This is a genomic window from Dyadobacter beijingensis DSM 21582 (genome assembly GCF_000382205.1).
In the GTDB taxonomy this organism is placed as follows: Bacteria; Bacteroidota; Bacteroidia; order Cytophagales; family Spirosomataceae; genus Dyadobacter; species Dyadobacter beijingensis.
The window spans coordinates 551,788-570,003 of the sequence record NZ_KB907789.1; the positions used below are offsets into that span (position 1 = coordinate 551,788).

At 51.8% G+C, this 18,216-nt stretch carries 17 protein-coding genes; 6 read left to right on the forward strand and 11 right to left on the reverse strand.

The window, feature by feature from the left end; genetic code table 11:
- Positions 1-59: 59 nt before the first annotated feature.
- Entirely contained in the window at positions 60-974 is a 915-nt protein-coding gene (locus tag H144_RS0120840; protein ID WP_019944049.1) for an alpha/beta fold hydrolase, read from the reverse strand.
- Between the two features lie 197 nt (positions 975-1,171).
- On the opposite strand from H144_RS0120840, the gene epsC reads away from it, so the two are divergent.
- The gene (epsC, locus tag H144_RS0120845; protein WP_019944050.1) at positions 1,172-2,005 is read left to right on the forward strand and encodes a serine O-acetyltransferase EpsC; all 834 of its coding nucleotides are present in this window, start codon (positions 1,172-1,174) and stop codon (positions 2,003-2,005) included.
- Here the strand turns inward: epsC and H144_RS0120850 are convergent.
- Together H144_RS0120850 and ppk1 are read right to left on the reverse strand one after the other, a co-directional pair.
- Positions 1,998-2,591 carry a TetR/AcrR family transcriptional regulator gene (locus H144_RS0120850; protein ID WP_019944051.1) on the reverse strand — a complete coding sequence of 198 codons (594 nt, stop codon included), beginning with the start codon at positions 2,589-2,591 and terminating at the stop codon, positions 1,998-2,000. The genes epsC and H144_RS0120850 overlap by 8 nt on opposite strands.
- Before the next feature lie 204 nt (positions 2,592-2,795).
- Positions 2,796-4,895 (reverse strand): polyphosphate kinase 1, encoded by a 2,100-nt coding sequence (gene ppk1, locus H144_RS0120855; RefSeq protein ID WP_019944052.1) that lies wholly within the window; start codon positions 4,893-4,895, stop codon positions 2,796-2,798.
- Between the two features lie 142 nt (positions 4,896-5,037).
- Here ppk1 and H144_RS0120860 point away from each other — a divergent pair, with 142 nt between their 5' ends.
- Positions 5,038-6,060, forward strand: a complete 1,023-nt coding sequence (locus H144_RS0120860; protein WP_026350875.1) for an aldo/keto reductase — start codon at positions 5,038-5,040, stop codon at positions 6,058-6,060.
- Positions 6,061-6,130: 70 nt separating this feature from the next.
- Here H144_RS0120860 and pyrE read toward each other — a convergent pair whose 3' ends face one another.
- Both pyrE and H144_RS0120870 read right to left on the reverse strand, forming a co-directional pair.
- Positions 6,131-6,772: an orotate phosphoribosyltransferase gene (gene pyrE, locus H144_RS0120865; protein ID WP_019944054.1), complete on the reverse strand. Its 642-nt coding sequence runs from the start codon at positions 6,770-6,772 to the stop codon at positions 6,131-6,133.
- 2 nt (positions 6,773-6,774) lie between these two features.
- Entirely contained in the window at positions 6,775-8,079 is a 1,305-nt protein-coding gene (locus H144_RS0120870; protein WP_084599992.1) for a hemolysin family protein, read from the reverse strand.
- 101 nt (positions 8,080-8,180) lie between these two features.
- Between H144_RS0120870 and H144_RS0120875 the strand changes: the two genes are divergently transcribed.
- On the forward strand, positions 8,181-8,870 hold the full coding sequence (locus H144_RS0120875) for an NUDIX hydrolase (RefSeq protein WP_019944056.1): 690 nt from the start codon (positions 8,181-8,183) through the stop codon (positions 8,868-8,870).
- Between the two features lie 7 nt (positions 8,871-8,877).
- Here the strand turns inward: H144_RS0120875 and coaD are convergent, their stop codons facing one another.
- The 4 genes from coaD to H144_RS0120895 all read right to left on the reverse strand — a co-directional run bounded on the left by coaD (position 8,878) and on the right by H144_RS0120895 (position 11,359).
- Positions 8,878-9,360 (reverse strand): pantetheine-phosphate adenylyltransferase, encoded by a 483-nt coding sequence (gene coaD / locus H144_RS0120880; RefSeq protein WP_019944057.1) that lies wholly within the window; start codon positions 9,358-9,360, stop codon positions 8,878-8,880.
- 11 nt (positions 9,361-9,371) lie between these two features.
- Positions 9,372-10,277, reverse strand: a complete 906-nt coding sequence (locus tag H144_RS0120885; RefSeq protein WP_033403010.1) for a DUF3822 family protein — start codon at positions 10,275-10,277, stop codon at positions 9,372-9,374.
- A gap of 27 nt (positions 10,278-10,304) precedes the next feature.
- A complete protein-coding gene (locus tag H144_RS0120890; RefSeq protein WP_033403011.1) occupies positions 10,305-10,805 on the reverse strand; it encodes an NUDIX domain-containing protein in 501 nt (166 codons plus the stop codon).
- Positions 10,806-10,936: 131 nt separating this feature from the next.
- Entirely contained in the window at positions 10,937-11,359 is a 423-nt protein-coding gene (locus H144_RS0120895; protein WP_019944060.1) for a CBS domain-containing protein, read from the reverse strand.
- Positions 11,360-11,517: 158 nt separating this feature from the next.
- Between H144_RS0120895 and H144_RS0120900 the strand changes: the two genes are divergently transcribed.
- Positions 11,518-12,945, forward strand: coding sequence for an ATP-dependent DNA helicase (locus H144_RS0120900; protein ID WP_019944061.1), 1,428 nt, complete (start codon positions 11,518-11,520; stop codon positions 12,943-12,945).
- An 18-nt stretch (positions 12,946-12,963) separates the two neighbouring features.
- Here H144_RS0120900 and H144_RS0120905 read toward each other — a convergent pair whose 3' ends face one another.
- Positions 12,964-13,917, reverse strand: a complete 954-nt coding sequence (locus tag H144_RS0120905) for an L-threonylcarbamoyladenylate synthase (protein ID WP_026350877.1) — start codon at positions 13,915-13,917, stop codon at positions 12,964-12,966.
- 170 nt (positions 13,918-14,087) lie between these two features.
- On the opposite strand from H144_RS0120905, the gene H144_RS0120910 reads away from it, so the two are divergent.
- Together H144_RS0120910 and H144_RS0120915 are read left to right on the forward strand one after the other, a co-directional pair.
- Positions 14,088-15,827, forward strand: a complete 1,740-nt coding sequence (locus tag H144_RS0120910) for a GMC family oxidoreductase (RefSeq protein WP_019944063.1) — start codon at positions 14,088-14,090, stop codon at positions 15,825-15,827.
- A gap of 29 nt (positions 15,828-15,856) precedes the next feature.
- Entirely contained in the window at positions 15,857-16,492 is a 636-nt protein-coding gene (locus H144_RS0120915; protein WP_019944064.1) for a gluconate 2-dehydrogenase subunit 3 family protein, read from the forward strand.
- Positions 16,493-16,573: 81 nt separating this feature from the next.
- On the opposite strand, the gene H144_RS0120920 is transcribed toward H144_RS0120915, so the two are convergent.
- A complete protein-coding gene (locus H144_RS0120920) occupies positions 16,574-18,187 on the reverse strand; it encodes an ABC-F family ATP-binding cassette domain-containing protein (protein WP_019944065.1) in 1,614 nt (537 codons plus the stop codon).
- Positions 18,188-18,216: the final 29 nt, after the last annotated feature.

Genomic DNA, 18,216 nt, shown 5'->3' on the forward strand with positions numbered 1-18,216 from the left:
ATAGAAAAGCGGCAGGTCCTGTGATCTGCCGCTTTCTTTTTCCGGATATTTCAAAAATCTCAGTTACCGATTTCGCCGCCTTTGAGGTCCACCCCAATGGCCGTGATCTTATCCTGGAACAACCGGCTTTTCAGCAGCATTTCCTTGATCATCGCCGCGTGCGAGAATGTGATCATATGCCCTGCATTGTACAGGAATATGTATTGCGCCCGCTTGCTTTTGATATGTTTTTTGGCAAAATCGATGTTAGAGGGATCGGCGATCCAATCGTTACCGCCCTGGATGACGGTGGTAGGCACGTGGATTTTCTCCCAAACCGGGAGCAGCTTGCGTAATTCGTCGGCGTGGCTGTATTTCTCGGCGGTGGCCGCATTGAATGCCCTCGGCAGGAACAGCTGCACGAAACTCATCCTCCCCCATTTCGAAAACCAGAAGAACCGCTCCGTTTCAGGGTCGATCACGGGCGATACCATGATGAGTTCCTTGACCTGCTCGGGTGCCATGGAGGCCAGTTTGGCGGCAATGGGCGCACCATAAGAGCGGCCGAGCACAATCACCTTCTGGTCGCTTTTATTGAGGGAGAAAACGGGCAGCAATGCATTGGCCTGCGTTTCGATGGACGTGACGTAGCGGCGCTTTTTAAGGCGCGATTTACCATAGCCGACCCTATCAACGGACACAATGTGAAAATGCTTTTGCAGGTCCTCGTCATCCATCAGGTTCATGTAGCCCCAGAGCGAGCCGGGTGCTCCGTGAATGAGCAGCAGCATCGGCAGCGTGTCCGCGCCCATGCTCGCAAGCGAGAGGGAAAGTGTGTCGTTCCTGATGAAAATTTCCTTCGGTTTGACCTTTTTTTCCGCATAGTGACGCCGTACTTCCTTCGCTGAAATAATGTACCGGGAGAAGCAGGAACTCAGCGATGCGGATAAGAAAAGGAACAGAATAACCGAACGAAGCAATTTAAAACTTAACATACGCCGTAAAGAATCTTGCCTTATTTCCTAAATTCACAGTATATTTCAATATACGATAATATCGGTAGAAAATGTGGGAATCTGGCCCATTTTAAAAAGAAAACAGATTCCCTCAAATTTTTCGGTGCATTTCGTTGTTGGATATTCAAAAGCAATACCAGTAATCGTTTAACGGCGTAGTTAAACCTCTATTTTTGATGACAACCACCCAGCAAGCACTTTTTTTTGAGCGTCTTACGGCGCAGAACGACAAATACAGGTACAAGCTGCCGTCCCGGCAGGACGCGGGGAAATTTATCCAAAACCTGATTAATTTTCTCTTCCCGATCAGCAAGGATTGCCCCAGCTGCCCCGCCAAGGACCTCGAAATGAAATATGCCGATTTGCGAAACGACCTGCGCTGCATGCTGCAACCACTCCTGCCACAGCTCGAACGCGACACGGAGGAAATCCTGGACGACGTTTTCGCGCAAATCCCGGACATCTATGAAGCGCTCCTGGCCGACGCCAAATCGATTACCGATAACGATCCGGCTTCCGTGAGCATCGAAGAGGTGATTTCCGTCTACCCCGGCTTTATGGCCATTGCTACCTACCGCTTCGCACATTCGTTCGCCAAAGCCGGTATTCCGCTTGTACCCCGCATGCTCACGGAGTTTGCACATAGCCAGACGGGCATCGACATCCATCCGAATGCGACCATCGGCCATTCGTTTTTCATCGACCACGGCACGGGTGTCGTAATCGGTGAAACGACGCGGATCGGTAATAATGTGAAGTTGTATCAGGGGGTGACCCTCGGTGCGACCCACGTTTCGAAGTCGCTCGCATCGCATAAGCGCCATCCGACGATCGAGGATAATGTGGTGGTGTACGCCAATGCGACCATCCTGGGCGGCGAAACGGTGATCGGCCACGACTCGATCATCGGCGGGAATGCCTGGTTAACGAAAAGCGTACCCCCATTTTCGCTGGTTTACCACCAGAGCAAAATAGAGATACGCCAGCATTCAGCTCCTTCTGTTACATAATGCTCCGGATAAATCTCCGGATTCCTTCCATATAGACCGGCTCGGCCTGCGGAAATGCGTAACGGGGCTGGGTGGTCATGGTAATGCTGATAAACCCGAAGGTTAGGCACCACCATTCATAATATGTTTTGGTAACAAGGTCGCCCGACTTCGGACGCAGCCCTGCGATCATTTCCCACACGGGGTTATTTTTAATGCTCATAGCCTGCGAATAGGCCTTTTTCGAATCGCAATAGGCGCCTTCCAGGTTGAACATTACCTGAAAAACCTCCGGGTTTTCGACCGCGAAATGCCAGATCGTCTGCGCAACTTCCACCAGTTGCTTCTGGGGGTTGCTGAAATGGCCCTTTATCTTCACAAACTCCGTTTGCAAATAGTCGAATCCTTCCAAACGGATGGCTTCCAGAAGCTTGTCCTTGCTTTCGAAGTACTCATAGAGAATAGGCGGACTGTATTCAATCACATCTGCAATCTTGCGAATCGAAACAGCCGTCCAGCCATCTTCGCGGGCTATGTCCTTGGCTGTCTTGACGATGTCTGAGCGTACCTGTATTCTAAGCCGCTCTCGTCGCTCTACTATTCCCATGCTTAAAAAGTTTTTTAGGATTGATTCAGAATGATATGTTCTCAAATATAATGATATACCCCATACACTTCAAGCCCAGGCAATGGGTCGGAACGAAAAAGGGGGCGAAAATTTCTTTACCTTTTCTACAAACACCGTCAATTAAATCTTACAGGCGATTCAGAAATTTAATGCTGATAAAATTTTTTTAAGCCACCGGAAAGGTTATATTTCTGAACGTCGCGACAGTCCGTTGCGCTCGATTTTCTCCACCAGCCGGTAGTTTGCCTCCTGGGCGCGCACCTTCCCGCGCGAGTCGTCCGGGATGCGCAGATTGTTCTGATAAAGGTCCAGCCGCACCGATTTCTGGTTGTCATTCACGTAATTCCGCAGCACCGTGCGCATCTGGTTTTTCAGTGTTTCGTCCAGAATAGGGAAGCAAACGTCGATCCGCCGGTGCAGGTTCCGGTGCGTCCAGTCGCAGGAAGTGAGGTAAATCTCGTCGTTACCGCGGTTTCCGAAATGGAATATCCGCGTGTTTTCGATGTACCGGTCCACATGCCTGCTCACGACGATATTATCGCTGATCGACGGCAGGCCGGAGATCAAGCCGCAGCTCTCGCTCACGATCACATGTACGGGCACGCCTGCCTGGCCGGCCTGGTACAATTTGTCGATCAGGATATGGTCCTGCAACTGGTTGATTTTAATTGTGATAAATGATTTCAAACCTGCATTGCAATTGGCGATTTCCCGGTCCATAAGGTCGAGCAGCCGCTTTTGCAGGTTAAACTGTGTCACATATAAGTTATTGAAAGGCAAATATTTATATTTTTTCGGCTCGTCCTGCGTGGAAAGGTAGCCGAAGAGCAATTCCAGCTCGTTGGTTAGCTCGCGGTGCGAGGTCAGCAATGCGTGATCCACGATTTCGCGGCTCGTAAGCCGGTAAAAGCCGCCCGTTCCCAGGAATGCGTACCGCTCCCAGCCCTTTTGCACCTTGCGCTTCACCAATGCCATTTTCGCATGCACTTTGAGCCCCGGTACGCTCAACAGTATTTTCACGCCCGCATCCCGCATCTTCTTCGACCATTGCAGGTTCTCCTGAATATCCAGCTTGGTGTTCAGCTCCACGTAGGTAGTCACACGCTTGCCGTTTTTGGAAGCACTGATCAACGAGTTGAGAATAAAAGAATTAGGGCTTATTTTATACAACGAAACGTGGATCTCCCGCACATGCGGGTCCACGGCGGCCTCATTGAAAAACCGTACGATAGGTTCGTACGACTGATAAGGCAAATGCAGCATCTGGTCGCCCTGCTGGATCGACTCGAAAACGGATTCCGTATCGTCGAACTCCGGGTTCTGGACGGGGCGCTGGTGGGGATAATCGAGCCGTCGCGACAGTGCCGGGAACTTTGCCAGGTCCTGCATGAACAGGTATTCTCCCCGTTCGTGGAAATCGTGCATGGGTGCCGCCACTTTGCTCACGAGGTATTCCCGAAAGTACAGCGGCATACCCGATTCATAAAAATATTGCGAGGGCTGCACAAAATTGCGCTTTTCGAGCTGTTTGAGAATGCGCTGCGCCACCTGCATCGGGTATTCGTCTTCAATGGACAGCTCCGTCTCGCGCTCCACGCGTAAGGCGTAGCTTTCGAGGATCTGGTAACCCGGGAAAAGTACCGGCAGGTTTTCGCGGATCACATCTTCCATCAAGGCCACGTGCCGCCTTCCCTCCCACTCAGGCAGTTCCAGAAACCGGCCATGAGGCTCCGCTGGCACATTCACCGACGCATACCAGTCCTCTTCCGCGTCCTGCCGGTGCTGCATGCGTACGATCAGGTATAATTGTTTGGATTCGAATGCAGGCGTTTTCAGCGAACGCCGGCTGTCTAGAAAAACCGGTTGCAGGTAGCGAAAAAGGTGATCGATAAAAAAGCGCCGGGCAAATGCGGCATGCTCGGGCACGAATGCCTCGCGGTAGTAAAAATGCACGCCCTGTTCAAGCAATGCGGGCAGAATGCGGGTGGCAAGAATGTCGTTGAATTCACGAAGCTGGTTTTCAGCCGTTTCGTACACGTGTTCAAGCAGCGACTCGGGGAAAATGTTCAGCTTCGAGCGGATATCGTTGCTTACCTCGCCCATCGCCAGCAGGTTCGGGATACGCACGCGGTAGAACTCCTCCGTTTGATAGGCATATATTCCCAAAAACCGTAAACGTTCCCTTACCGGTACCGTTTCGTCGTTTGCTTCCAGCAACAACCTGTAATTATTCGAAAGCCAGCTAAGATTGGTATCAAAATAAGGATAGGAAACGTCGATCATTGAGTGTGGTGTAAAAGATCCAAAATTTGTTACAATATAAATACATTTGGCGGGTAAGGATATAACTTTGCAGGACAAAAATCAACCTGGACAGGTAAGTTTCATGGGCTATATCTTCACTCAAAATAATCAGTAAATTACTATGCGTTATCAATTGTTAGGCCGCTCGGGATTGCGGGTATCGGAGGTTTGTCTGGGTGCCATGACGTTCGGGAAAGAATGGGGCTGGGGCGCTGACAAGCACGAGAGCTTCAAGATTTTCGAAGCATTCGCCAACGCGGGCGGCAACTTCATCGACACCGCGAACCGCTACACCGAGGGTACTTCCGAGAAATATGTGGGTGAGTTCATCGAAACCGACCGCGACCATTTCGTGCTGGCCACCAAGTTTACGCTCAAAGACCGCAACGACGACCTCAACTTCTCGGGCAACCACCGGAAAAATATGATGCGCTCGGTCACTTCCAGCCTCAAACGCCTCAATACCGAGTATATAGATCTGCTTTGGGTGCATATGTGGGACAATACGACGCCCGCGGAGGAAGTCATGCGTGGCCTCGACGACCTCGTAACCCGCGGCCTGGTGCATTACATCGGTATTTCCGATACACCCGCATGGATCGTTTCACAGGCCAACACCATCGCCGATTTCCGCGGCTGGAATGCATTCGCAGCCATTCAGTTTGAATACTCGCTCCTGCAACGCACACCTGAACGTGATCTGCTGCCCATGGCCAAGGCCCTCCACCTGGCCGTAACCCCTTGGGGTGCCATCGGCGGCGGTGCATTGACGGGCAAGTACCTGCGCGGCGAAAGCGGCCGCGTACCCGATAATAGCACGCGCAGAAGTGAAGAAAGCAGCATGATCGCGCAGACGGTCGTGGATGTGGCCGCAGAACTGGGGGTGACCCCGGCACAGGTCGCCATCAACTGGACGCGCCATCGCAACCAGGTGATGATCCCGATCATCGGCGCCTCGAAAGAAAGCCAGTTGAAGGATTCGCTCGGCTGCCTCGACTTCCGCCTGCCTGCCGAAGCGCTGCAAAAACTGGATGAAGTGAGTAAAATCGAACTAGGCTTCCCCCACGAATTCCTGAAATCCGACGGCGTCAAGGAAGAAGCATTCGGCGGGCTTTACGAGAGTTTGGATAATCATAGGGAGTAGTCACACCGGCGGTCAGCGGTCGGCGGTCGGATACCTGACCGCCGACCGCTGACCGCCGACTCCTTGCCCTCTATTTCCCCCACCGCTCCGGCGCGACTCTCCATGCCGATAGACTCTCAAGTTGCGAGGCGTCGATATAATTGTGCTCCAAAGCCACTTCGATCAGCGCATTGTAGTTACTGATGGTGTGGAGCTCTACCTTCTTCTCGGTGAAATTGTCGGCCGCTACCTGGAAGCCGTAGGTGAAGATCGCTACCATTCCAGCTACCTCTATTCCCGCTTCACGGAGGGCATCTACCGTTTTCAACGAGCTCCCACCCGTCGAGATCAGGTCTTCCACGATCACAACCGATTGTCCTTTTTCCAGGCGTCCTTCGATCTGGTTACCCATTCCGTGCTTTTTCGGCTCCGGACGAACGTAGGCGAAAGGCAATTCGAGCAGGTCGGCTACCAATGCACCCTGGGCGATACCGCCGGTCGCCACGCCTACAATAGCCTGTGCATGGGGGTACTTTTCACGGATCAGCTCGGCAAGCGTTTTCTTGATGAACGTGCGGGTGTCGGGGTACGACAATGCGACGCGGTTGTCACAGTAAATCGGTGAAAACCAGCCGGAGCTCCATTGGAACGGCTTTGCAGGACTGAGCTTGATGGCCTGCGCTTCGAGCAGCAGCTCGGCGATTCGTTTGTTAATATCCAGATCGTTCGACATGGTTAATCTTCGGGTTCTTCCTGTTTGTTATAATTGGTTACTAAGAGCTTGTCTATCCGGCTGCGGTCCATATCAATGACCTCGAACTCAAACTGTTTCCAGCTGAACTTCTCACCGGTTTGGGGGATGTTTTCAAGGATATGCAGCACGAAACCACCGAGGGTATTGAAGCCCACGAGCTCCCGGCGCTCGCTATCGGGGATATTGAGATTGAAATACTGCACGAAGTCATCGAACGGCAGCTGCGCGTCGATGAGGTAAGAACCGTCGTCGCGACGGATGATTTCGGAGGCTTCCTCGATGTCTTCGGAAATGTCGCCCACAAGCGCATCCATAATATCGTGCATCGTCACCACGCCCAGCGTACCGCCGTATTCGTCGACGATAATGCCGAAATACACCCGCTGTTCCTTGAATTTTTCCAGCGCCTGGTAAGCGCGGTTGCTCTGGGGCAAATACACGGGATCGCGCATGATGGCATTCAAATGCGCCATTTGCACTTCCAGATCGGTGGCGATAAGGTCTTTGACATACACCAAACCCACCACGTCGTCGACATTACCGCGGCACACCGGATAGATGGAATGCCGTGAGTCGAGGATCTTGGCCTTGTTCTCTTCGACGGTATCTTCCAGGTCGAGCCACATGATTTCCTGCCGGTTGGTCATCAGCGAAGTTACCTTGCGGTCGCCGAGCTGGAACACATTATGCACGATCTCCTGCTCGATTTCCTCAAAAACACCGCCGGAAGTACCTTCCTGGATGAGGCTTTTGATTTCCTCTTCCGTGACGGAATTCTCGCTTTGTTTGATATTTAAAACCCTGATAATGAGATCACTTGAAAAACCCAGCAACGCAATGAACGGCGCCGTCACTTTGGATAGCAGGTTCATCGGTGTGGCCATTACCTTGGAAATAGCCTCCGGGTTCGACATGCCTATACGCTTGGGAACAAGCTCGCCCAAAACGAGCGAGAGATAAGTGATCACGACGAGCACGGTACCTACCGCCAGCGAGTGCGCATAAGGCACGAATGCAGGCACGCGGGCAATAATTTGCTCAAAATCGGAAGTGATATTGTCGCCACTGTACATACCGGTCAGCAAACCGATGAGCGTAATGCCGATCTGGACGGTGGAGAGGAATTTGGTAGGAGAATTGGCGAGGTTTAATGCGGCTTTGGCGCTCGAATCGCCATTCTTTGCTGCTGCTTCGAGACGCGATTTTCGGGAGGAAACCAGTGCAATCTCTGACATGGAAAAAAGGCCATTGAGCAGCACCAGAAGTAGAATTATAAGGAGTTCCAAGAACTGGTTAGTTGTTACAAGCGCAAATTTATCAATAATAATCTCTGCCTAAACTAAACTCTTTACTTAATTTTGCCATCCATTCACGTACCCATTCCAAAATGATCATTTTTTTCGACGACCGTCCGGTCAGAATTGTAAGGACCAACCAGCTGTCAGCCGCCGAAACTTCGCGCTTCGAACATATCGTAGACCTGAGGCTGGAAAAGTTGCAGCGGAGCATGCTGACGGGCCATGTGCTGTTCCTGAATTCGACGGCTACCAGCGCCATCCAGGTGATCCAGATGCTCGAAAAAGAGTTTCCGAAAGATATGCTTTCGATCACGCTGGCGACCCGCGAGAAATCGGAAGTGGAAGACCGGATCAAGGCACAATACAAGGTGATCAAAGCAGCCGGCGGCGTGGTGGTGAAGGAAGGCAAATGGCTCTTTATGTACCGCCGCAAAATGTGGGACCTGCCCAAGGGTAAGCTCGATAAAGGCGAGAATTCCAAAAAGGCCGCTACCCGCGAAATTGAGGAGGAAACCGGCGTAAAATCGCTCATTCGTGACAAGATCTGCACCACCTGGCACACCTATACGCTCAATAACAGCCGCATTCTGAAACGTACGAAATGGTACCTGTTCGACTGCCTCGACGATTCGAACATGACGCCGCAGGCCGAGGAGCAGATCGAAAAGCTCGACTGGTACGAGCCCGCGGAGGTAAAATCGCTGCTGATCAATTCATACAGCTCGATCCGCTACGTGGTCGACAGCCTCAACAAAATCCACAATCTGAAAGAATCGTAAAAACGGGTTAATGGGCTTCTTCTGCCTTTTTTAACTCCGATAACGAATAAGGAAGAAAATTGTCCACGGCCTGTCCATAACGGTGCAGGTCGCGGATAATGCTCGAACTGATCGGCGCCAGGCTCGGTGATGTGATCAGGAATACGGTTTCGATCTCTTCGTACAAGTACCGGTTCACCTGCGAAATGCCGTTTTCGTACTCGAAATCGGTCGTATTGCGCAGCCCTCTCAAAAGAAACCTCGCGCCGAGCTCGCGCGCCGTATGCGCCGTAAGGTCGTCGTACGTAATCACTTTCACATTCGGCTGTGCTGAAAACGTCTTTTCGATCATTTCCTTCATCACATCGAGCGGGAAGTAGCGCTTTTTCGTGGCATTATTGCCGATCCCGATCACGACTTCATCGAACAACCGCAACCCGCGCAGGACGATATCTTCGTGACCCTTGGTGAAAGGATCGAAAGACCCCGGAAATAGAGCAATGCGCTTCATAGGAGGCGGTATTAAGACGATATGAGATAGGTATTGAACAACCCGAAATACCGGTGCCCGGGCACTTCCGCGCATTGCGGGCTGTATTTCAGCGTCGTGGGCCGCGTGCCCATGTGTAAATTGGGAAAAAATCGCGATAATTCGTGATAGGAATCCGAAACCGGCGCGATTTCGCCATAGCAAAGCACCTTTACCTCTTCCGGCAGGATATTGAGCTGGCTTAATGTAAAGAGAATAATGTAGGCCAATTCCTGCGTTTGCGCATATTTGAAACGGTTGCAAAGTACCAGCTGCTGGCTTTCGCTGACCACTAGTGTAAAATGGTCCTTTTCAAAATACAGCGACATCATCCGCATTTCCTGGTGCTCCACGTGGTTCACCAGCGAACCGATCGCCAATGCACTCGTGAGGTGGTAGAAGGTCACCGTGGAGGAACTGAAATGGTTTACAACCCAATCATACCAAAGCTCCTGGATACTGAAAACATTCTGTGCATGCACGAGCGGCAGGTCGTGCCAAAGCACTTTCTCATGCTTGGAGACCGGGTTACCCAATGCGAACGACAAATACTCATAAGCCGATTCCGGCTTGAAGAGCAAGCTCGGCACCAATGTGAACGCATGCGAATTAACCGTTACACGCACATTTTTCCAGTTGTTGGACGACCATGATAAGTGTCCGCTGAAAATCCTTTTCAACCGTTCGAAAATTTCGGCAGGTGTAAGTGCATTTTCGAAGAAGTAATCTTCCAGCCAGATGCATTCCATATTTTCATCCCGCACAATACAAAAACGAATGCGCCGCTCGTCGAGCTCAATACAGAGCGTGCAAAGCGGGATACTGGCCGCATCGAATGAATTGTCTCCTACCAGCAGCGTGGGAATCACTTCTATTAACTGGTTCTCAGAATTTGCCACGTCGTCGGGGTCGTGTTGGTTTAATGGTCATACCGGCTTTTGATCGCCGGTCATATACTTATTCAATGTAAAAATCCCTGCCAGCGAACCGGCCATATTCAGAACGCGGTGGCGCTGCGCCGGTCCCAGCGCTTCGATATCCGCCCAGTCCATAAACCGGACGTCGCGGATCACCTGCCCATCAGCCGCCAGTTCCGGGTCAAAGCCCGCGGCGAGCTGCCCCGTAAAGGAGCTGATTTCAAAAAACAATTCTACGGCATGCAGCGGGTCGGCAATATGCTCATTCACAAAGAGCAGGTTCCCTACGGTCACTTCCAGGCCCGTTTCCTCGCGAAACTCCCGCGCAAGTGCATGGCCGGCGGTTTCACCGAAATACACGCCGCCACCCGGAGGCGACCAGAACGCATCGGTCCCATACAGCGAATGGTTCACAAGCAGGATGCGGCCTTCATGCACGCAGATTCCGCACACGCGCACACGCACGGAGCCTCCATAGATAGTGCTTATGTCTGCGTTTAATGTTGCCAAAAGCTACTTTTTTGAATGGGCAAAGATAACCATCCGGCCATAATAGGCAAGACATAATTCTACCTCCCCGCTACCGATTGCCGGCTGCGGGTGGTCAGAAAGGCGGTGATCCGGTGATTGGGAAAGAAGGATCAGGAGTAAGGGCTTCCGGAAATATAGCTTTCGAGCGTGTTGATATGTTCTTTCTGCTCATGGATGATGGCAGAAACAATATCGTTGATCGAAATGATGCCGATCAGCCTGCCGTCGCGATTCACGGGCAAGTGCCGGATGTGCTTGTCCGACATAATCTGCATACATGCCTCGATTTTCTCGTCCGTTTCGACCGTGATGACTTTGGCGGTCATGACGTCGCGGATCAGCGTGTCTTTCGACGCACGTCCCTGCAAGATCACCTTCCGCGCATAGTCGCGTTCGGAAAAGATACCGATCAATTCATTATCTTCAAGTACCAAAACTGCCCCAATGTTTTTCTCGGCCATGAGTTCCAGAGCCTCAAACACTGTGTTGTCCTGCGTAACCGACCAAATCGCATTGACAGGCTTGTTGCCCATTACATGTTGTACCAGCATAGATGTTTAGGTTTGGGGATTTTGAGATAAGGGAGTTCAATATAGGCAATTGACCTATTAAAGTCCAATAAATTCTGAGTATATTTTTGTTGAAAAATGCGGTTTTTGATATTCAAAATCCTTGCATTAGATTCGTTCCCATGGACACCGACAGACTTCTGCCTTCCCAGTTATTACGCCGAAAATTCCCTTTCAAACCCACCGACGGGCAGCTTCGCTTCTTCGATAAAACCAACGATTTCCTCATCGAAGAAAAAGGCCTGGAACGTTACCGCGACTGTTTTTTGCTCAAAGGCTACGCCGGAACGGGCAAAACGACGATCATCAGTACGCTCATTAAGGTGCTGAAAAATTTCGGGTACAAGTCGGTGCTGCTCGCGCCGACGGGGCGTGCGGCGAAGGTCATGTCGGGGTATTCCGAGAAGATCGCACTCACGATACACAAGAAGATTTACAAGCAAACGGCCGACGCATTTTCAGGCACGCTCAGCTTCCAGCGGCAGAAAAACTACCACGACAATACGTTGTTTATCGTCGATGAAGCCTCGATGATCACCGACGACGCCGATTTCGGCAACCGCAGCCTCCTGGCCGACCTCATCGAATTCGTATTCGAAAATCCGGGAAACAAGTTGATGCTCGTGGGCGACACCGCCCAGCTCCCGCCCGTGGGCAAAGAACTCAGTCCCGCACTGGACGGCGACTATCTGGAAAGGACGTTCTATATGTCTGTTTTTCAGGAAGAATTGAAGGAAGTAATGCGGCAGGACGAGCAATCGGGCATTCTGTTTAATGCCACCCAGCTCCGTAACCAGCTGGGTGCCCAGGCAGCCGACATTCATATCACGACGCGCTCTTACCGCGATGTTTTTAAAATGACGGGCGAAAAACTGGAAGAAGGGTTGCGCTATGCCTACGACAAATACGGCCCCGAAAACTCGATTATTCTCACGCGCTCGAATAAATCGGCCGTGCAGTATAATGAATATATCCGCCGCATTATCAACTTTTCGGAGGACGAACTCGACGCCGGCGATCGCCTGATGGTTGTGCGGAACAACTATAATATCCTCGACGAGGACTCGCCCGCAGGCTTCATCGCCAACGGTGACTTTGTAGAGCTCCTGAAAATTCGCAAAACGCAGGAAATGCACGGCTTCCGCTTCGCCGACGTGACGATCCGACTCTCGGATTACGAAAAACAACCCGAATTTGACGCTAAAATCTTCCTCGACACGTTGCATTCGCCATCGGCATCGATGTCGGCCGAGGATAATAAGAAGCTTTACGAAAGTGTACAGCAGGATTATTTTTACATTAAATCCAAAAAGGACCGCGTGGAAGCGCTGCGAAAGGATCCCTACCTGAACGCATTGCAGGTGAAATTCGCCTACGCGCTCACGTGTCACAAGGCGCAGGGCGGCCAATGGAGCGCGGTCTTCATCGATCAGGGCTACTTACCGGAGGAACAAATCAATACAGAATTTGTCCGGTGGCTTTACACAGCCATTACCCGCGCTACCGACGAGGTTTTCCTGATGAATTTCCACCAGCAATTTTTCAAATAACAGTGCCGGATGCCGCCGCTATGCGGGTACCGAAGCGCGTTGCAGGCGGTCATTAATGGCCAGGCCTAAACCGCTTGAAGGCACGAGTTCGGCCTTAATTTCAGAAACAGGCAGTCCATCGAGCTCGCGCAGGTTCGCGAAGAGATTGTGAGCAGCTTCTTTCAAATCGCGGGTAGGGCTCAGCAGGCGCTGGAATTGGCGATCGGCACCTTCAAGGTAGCGGTCGAACAGCAGGTAACCGGTGGTTTCGTCCCCGGGCGTCATGGAATCCCTCCGGTACAAATGCAATGGCTTGCGCGGGGCATAATGGCTTTTCAGCATTCCCGGCGCCTTCGGGTCCGAGGTGGAATGCGGCATGAGCACCACCGGACCGATCAGCGACTCTATCTCGTTGATATCTAAGCCCCCAAGTCTGTACACAATCGTTTCGTCATGCTCGAAACCCACGATCGTCGACTCGATGCCCACCTCGCATTCACCGCCGTCGAGGATATAGGGAATCCGGTTGCCGAGCTGCTGATCTACGTGATGCGGCGCCGTAGGGCTTATGTACCCGAACGGATTGGCGCTGGGCGCGGCGAGCGGAAAAGTAAGATCGGCAAGCAGGGCCAGCGTCAATGGATGGTTGGGGACACGTACGGCCACGGTATCCAGCCCCGAGGTAACCAGGTCCGGCACAATATCCTTCTTGGGCAGCAGCATGGTCAATGGCCCCGGCCAGAACTTTTCGGCGAGCACGCGTGCCTTTTCCGGAATGCCGGACACATAAATAGCCACTTTTTCGATGGAATCCGTATGAATAATCAGCGGATCGAAGGCCGGCCGGTTTTTGACTTCGAAAATAGAAAGCACTGCCTTTTCGTTCAATGCATTACCCGCCAGACCATACACGGTTTCGGTAGGAATGGCTACTAATTCGCCTTTTATCAGAAATTCTTTTGCGACGGAAAGGTCGCGACCGGTTACTGCCAAAATATTATTCTGTTTTAAAAAACACAAAAATACGGCGATGCGGAACAAATCCGAGTATTCGCATTTAGATTGTTTTTAAATAACTCTGAAAGCTGGAAAGTTGGCATTCCGTTACCTGATACCTGTTTATATTTATTGGTTAAATAGTACTATCTAAACAACCCTTTACTATGTTTCAAATCAAAGAACAACCTACCGTTTTCGACGTCGCCATTATCGGCTCGGGCGCGGGAGGCGGAATGGCAGCTTATCAACTTGCCAAAGCGGGTGCCAAGGTGGCTCTTTTGGAAGCAGGTGGATATTTCGACCCTGCCGATCCCAAATACATTACCCAGCTGAAATGGCCGTACGAATCGCCCCGCCGTGGTGCGAGCAACCACCGCCCTTTCGGTGACTTCGATGCTGCCTGGGGTGGCTGGGAAATTGAGGGAGAACCCTATACACACAAGAACGGAACGCAATTCGACTGGTTCAGGTCCCGCATGCTCGGTGGCCGTACCAACCACTGGGGCCGTATCTCCCTGCGTTTCGGTCCAAAAGATTTTAAAAGAAAAAGCATCGATGGCCTCGGCGACGACTGGCCTATCAGCTATGACGATGTGAAGCCCTACTACGATCAGGTCGATAAGCTGATTGGTGTGTTCGGGACCGTGGAAGGCATTGACAATGAGCCGGACGGCATTTTCCTTCCGCCGCCAAAGCCGCGTTTGCACGAATTGTTCCTGAAACAGGCGGGTAAAAAGGCGAACATTCCCGTGATCCCTTCACGTCTCTCGATCCTGACCAAGCCCATCAACGACCAGCGCGGTGTTTGTTTCTATTGCAGCCAATGCTCACGTGCGTGCCAGGCCTATGCGGACTTCTCGTCGTCGTCGGTATTGTGTATCCCGGCGATCAAAACCGGTAACGTAACCTTGATCAACAATGCCATGTGCCGCGAGGTATTGACCGATCCTTCAACGGGACTGGCCACGGGCGTATCGTACATTGACCGTGAAAAACTCACCGAGCACACAGTTAAAGCGAAGGTTGTAGTACTTGCGGCGAGCGCAGCGGAATCTTCACGTTTGTTGCTGAACTCGAAATCAGCCCGTCACCAGAATGGTCTGGCGAATTCCAGCGGCGTGGTAGGCCGTTACCTGCACGACTCTACCGGTGCTTCCCGCGGCGCATTCCTGCCCCACCTGATGGACCGCAAGCGGTACAATGAAGACGGCGTAGGCGGTATGCACGTGTACACTCCGTGGTGGCTCGACAACAAGAAACTCGACTTCCCGCGCGGCTACCACATCGAATACGGCGGCGGAATGGGTATGCCGAGCTACGGATTCGGCTCAGGCATCGAAAACCTGAATGGTAAATACCCGACCAAAGACGGCATTACCAAGGCAGCGGGCGGCTACGGCTCTTCGCTGAAAGAGGATTACCGTCGTTTCTACGGTGCCAACATCGGTATGGCCGGCCGCGGCGAGGCGGTGCCTGATTTCAACAACTACTGCGAAATCGATCCGAATGTCGTGGACAAATTCGGTATCCCGGTATTGCGTTTCCACTACAAATGGTCTGATTATGAGATCAAACAGGCGAAACACATGCATGATACTTTCGAAGAAATGATCCATGCATTGGGCGGCGTTGCGAACGGCACCAAGCCGGGCGCGGATACCAACTACGGCCTCGCGGCTCCGGGACGGATCATCCACGAAGTCGGAACGGTGCGTATGGGCGACGATCCGAAAACTTCCGCATTGAACAAGTTCTCCCAGGCGCACGACGCGAAAAACGTGTTCGTGGTAGACGGCGGTTCGTTCGTATCGCAGGCCGATAAAAACCCGACCTGGACAATCCTCGCGCTCTCTATGCGTGCTTCGGAGTACATTATCAATCAGGTTAAACAGAAAAATATCTAACATTTGAGCCCTGTTCAAATCATAAGCATATGAAACGCAGAGATTCATTAAAGTCATTGACCCTGAGCTCACTAGGCATTGCCGCACTGAGCCCCCAGGTAGCGCTCGCCGAACAGCGGGAGCTCGAAATGCAGAACCCGCCGGAAACCCCGCTTAAAATCCCGGGCGGCAGAACGAAAGAAGAAGCCATCCGTGACGCCGAAATCGCGAAACGTAAATTCCTGACCGTAGCCGAACTGGCAACGATCAAAGTCCTCGCCGACATTATCATCCCGGCCGACGACAAGTCAGGCAGCGCGTCGCAGGCAGGCGTGGTCGAGTTTATCGAATTCATCGTGAAAGACATGCCGCAGCACCAGACCCCGCTCCGCGGCGGTTTGCGCTGGCTGGAAAAGGAGTCGATCACCCGTTTCGGAAAAGGGTTTACACTGGCTACCAAAGCCCAGCAAATCCAGATCGTAGACGACATTGCCTACCCCGAAAAAGCAAAACCAATTCACAGCCAGGGAGTTGCATTCTTCAATTTGATGCGCAACCTGACGGCTTCCGGTTTTTACACTTCCAAAATCGGTATCGCCGATCTTGGGTACAAGGGCAACACGCCGAATATCTGGGAAGGTGTGCCGGAGGATGTTTTGAAGCAGTATGGATTGAGTTATGATTAAGGTTTTTTAAAACAGCGGATAAAATAGAAATCCCCGCCTCATGACGAAGCGGGGATTTCTATTTGTATACTAATTAGCAGATCAATACAGCTTCTGACGCTGCTGTTTCACCGTCTCGTCGGTCAGGAACTCGTCGTAGCTCATGAGTTTGTCAAGAATGCCTTTGGGTCCGATTTCGATGATGCGGTTTGCTACCGTTTCTACGAACTGATGGTCGTGGGAGTAGAATAGCAGACAGCCTGTGAAATCGATGAGGCCGTTGTTCAATGCCGTGATCGATTCGAGGTCCAGGTGGTTGGTAGGATCGTCGAGCACCAATGCATTCGCACCGGAAAGCATGGTGCGGGAGAGCATACAACGTACTTTTTCACCTCCTGAAAGCACTTTCGCCTTTTTCAGGGACTCTTCGCCGGAGAAAAGCATACGGCCCAGGAAACCGCGGATGAAGCTTTCGTCTTTCTCCTCAGAATACTGTCTCAGCCAGTCCACCAGGTTCAGGTCCACATCGAAGAATTGTCCGGGATCTTTCGGGAAGTACGATTTCGTGATGGTAACACCCCAGGTAAATTCGCCTTTATCTGCTTTGTCCGTTTCGCTGATGATGTCAAACAACGCACTGATCGCAAGCACATTGCGGCTTACAAATGCGATTTTATCACCCTTATTAACTGTAAAGCTGATGTTATCGAACAGCTTGGTACCATCCTCCGCCGTTTTGGAAAGGCCTTCCACGCGCAGCAACTGGTCCCCTACTTCGCGCTCCGATTTGAAAGCGATGTACGGATATTTGCGGGATGATGGTTTGATATCGTCTACGGTGAGTTTTTCGAGCAACTTGGCACGGGAAGTAGCCTGTTTGGACTTCGACGCATTCGCGCTGAAACGACGGATAAATTCCTCCAACTCCTTTCGTTTGTCTTCCGCTTTTTTGTTCGCGTCCTGGCGCTGCTTCAATGCCAGCTGGCTCGACTGGTACCAGAACGAGTAGTTACCCGAGAACAGCTGAACCTTGCTGAAATCGATGTCCACCACGTGCGTACACACCTCATCGAGGAAGTGACGGTCGTGGGAAACGACGATCACCGTGTTTTTGAAGTCGGCGAGGAAGTTTTCGAGCCACAATACCGTCTCGACGTCCAGGTTGTTGGTAGGTTCATCGAGCAGAAGCACGTCGGGATTACCGAACAGCGCCTGGGCCAAAAGCACGCGTACCTTATCATTGGCGTTAAGGTCGCTCATCATGGCGTGGTGCAGGTCTTCGCCCAATCCAAGGCCGCTCAGCAACTGTGCCGATTCGGTTTCAGCCTCCCAGCCATTCAGGTCGGCAAATTCGGCTTCCAGCTCGGCGGCTTTTTCGCCGTCTTCGTCTGTGAAGTCCTCTTTCGCGTATATGGCCTCGCGCTCCTTCATTACTTTATATAGACGCTCGTGGCCGAGGATCACCGTGTCCATCACGGTGTATGCATCGAACTCGAACTGGTCCTGTTTCAGGAACGTCATCCGCTCTCCGGGGTTCATGCTCACATTACCCGTCTGCGGCTCGATTTCACCTGAAAGAATTTTCAAAAATGTGGATTTCCCGGCCCCGTTGGCACCAATTACGCCGTAGCAGTTACCCGGAACAAACTTTATATTTACTTCGTCGAACAATACCCTTTTACCGTATCGCAGCGATACGTTCTGAACCGTAATCATCTGTAAATTGATTATTTATGAATGAGAGC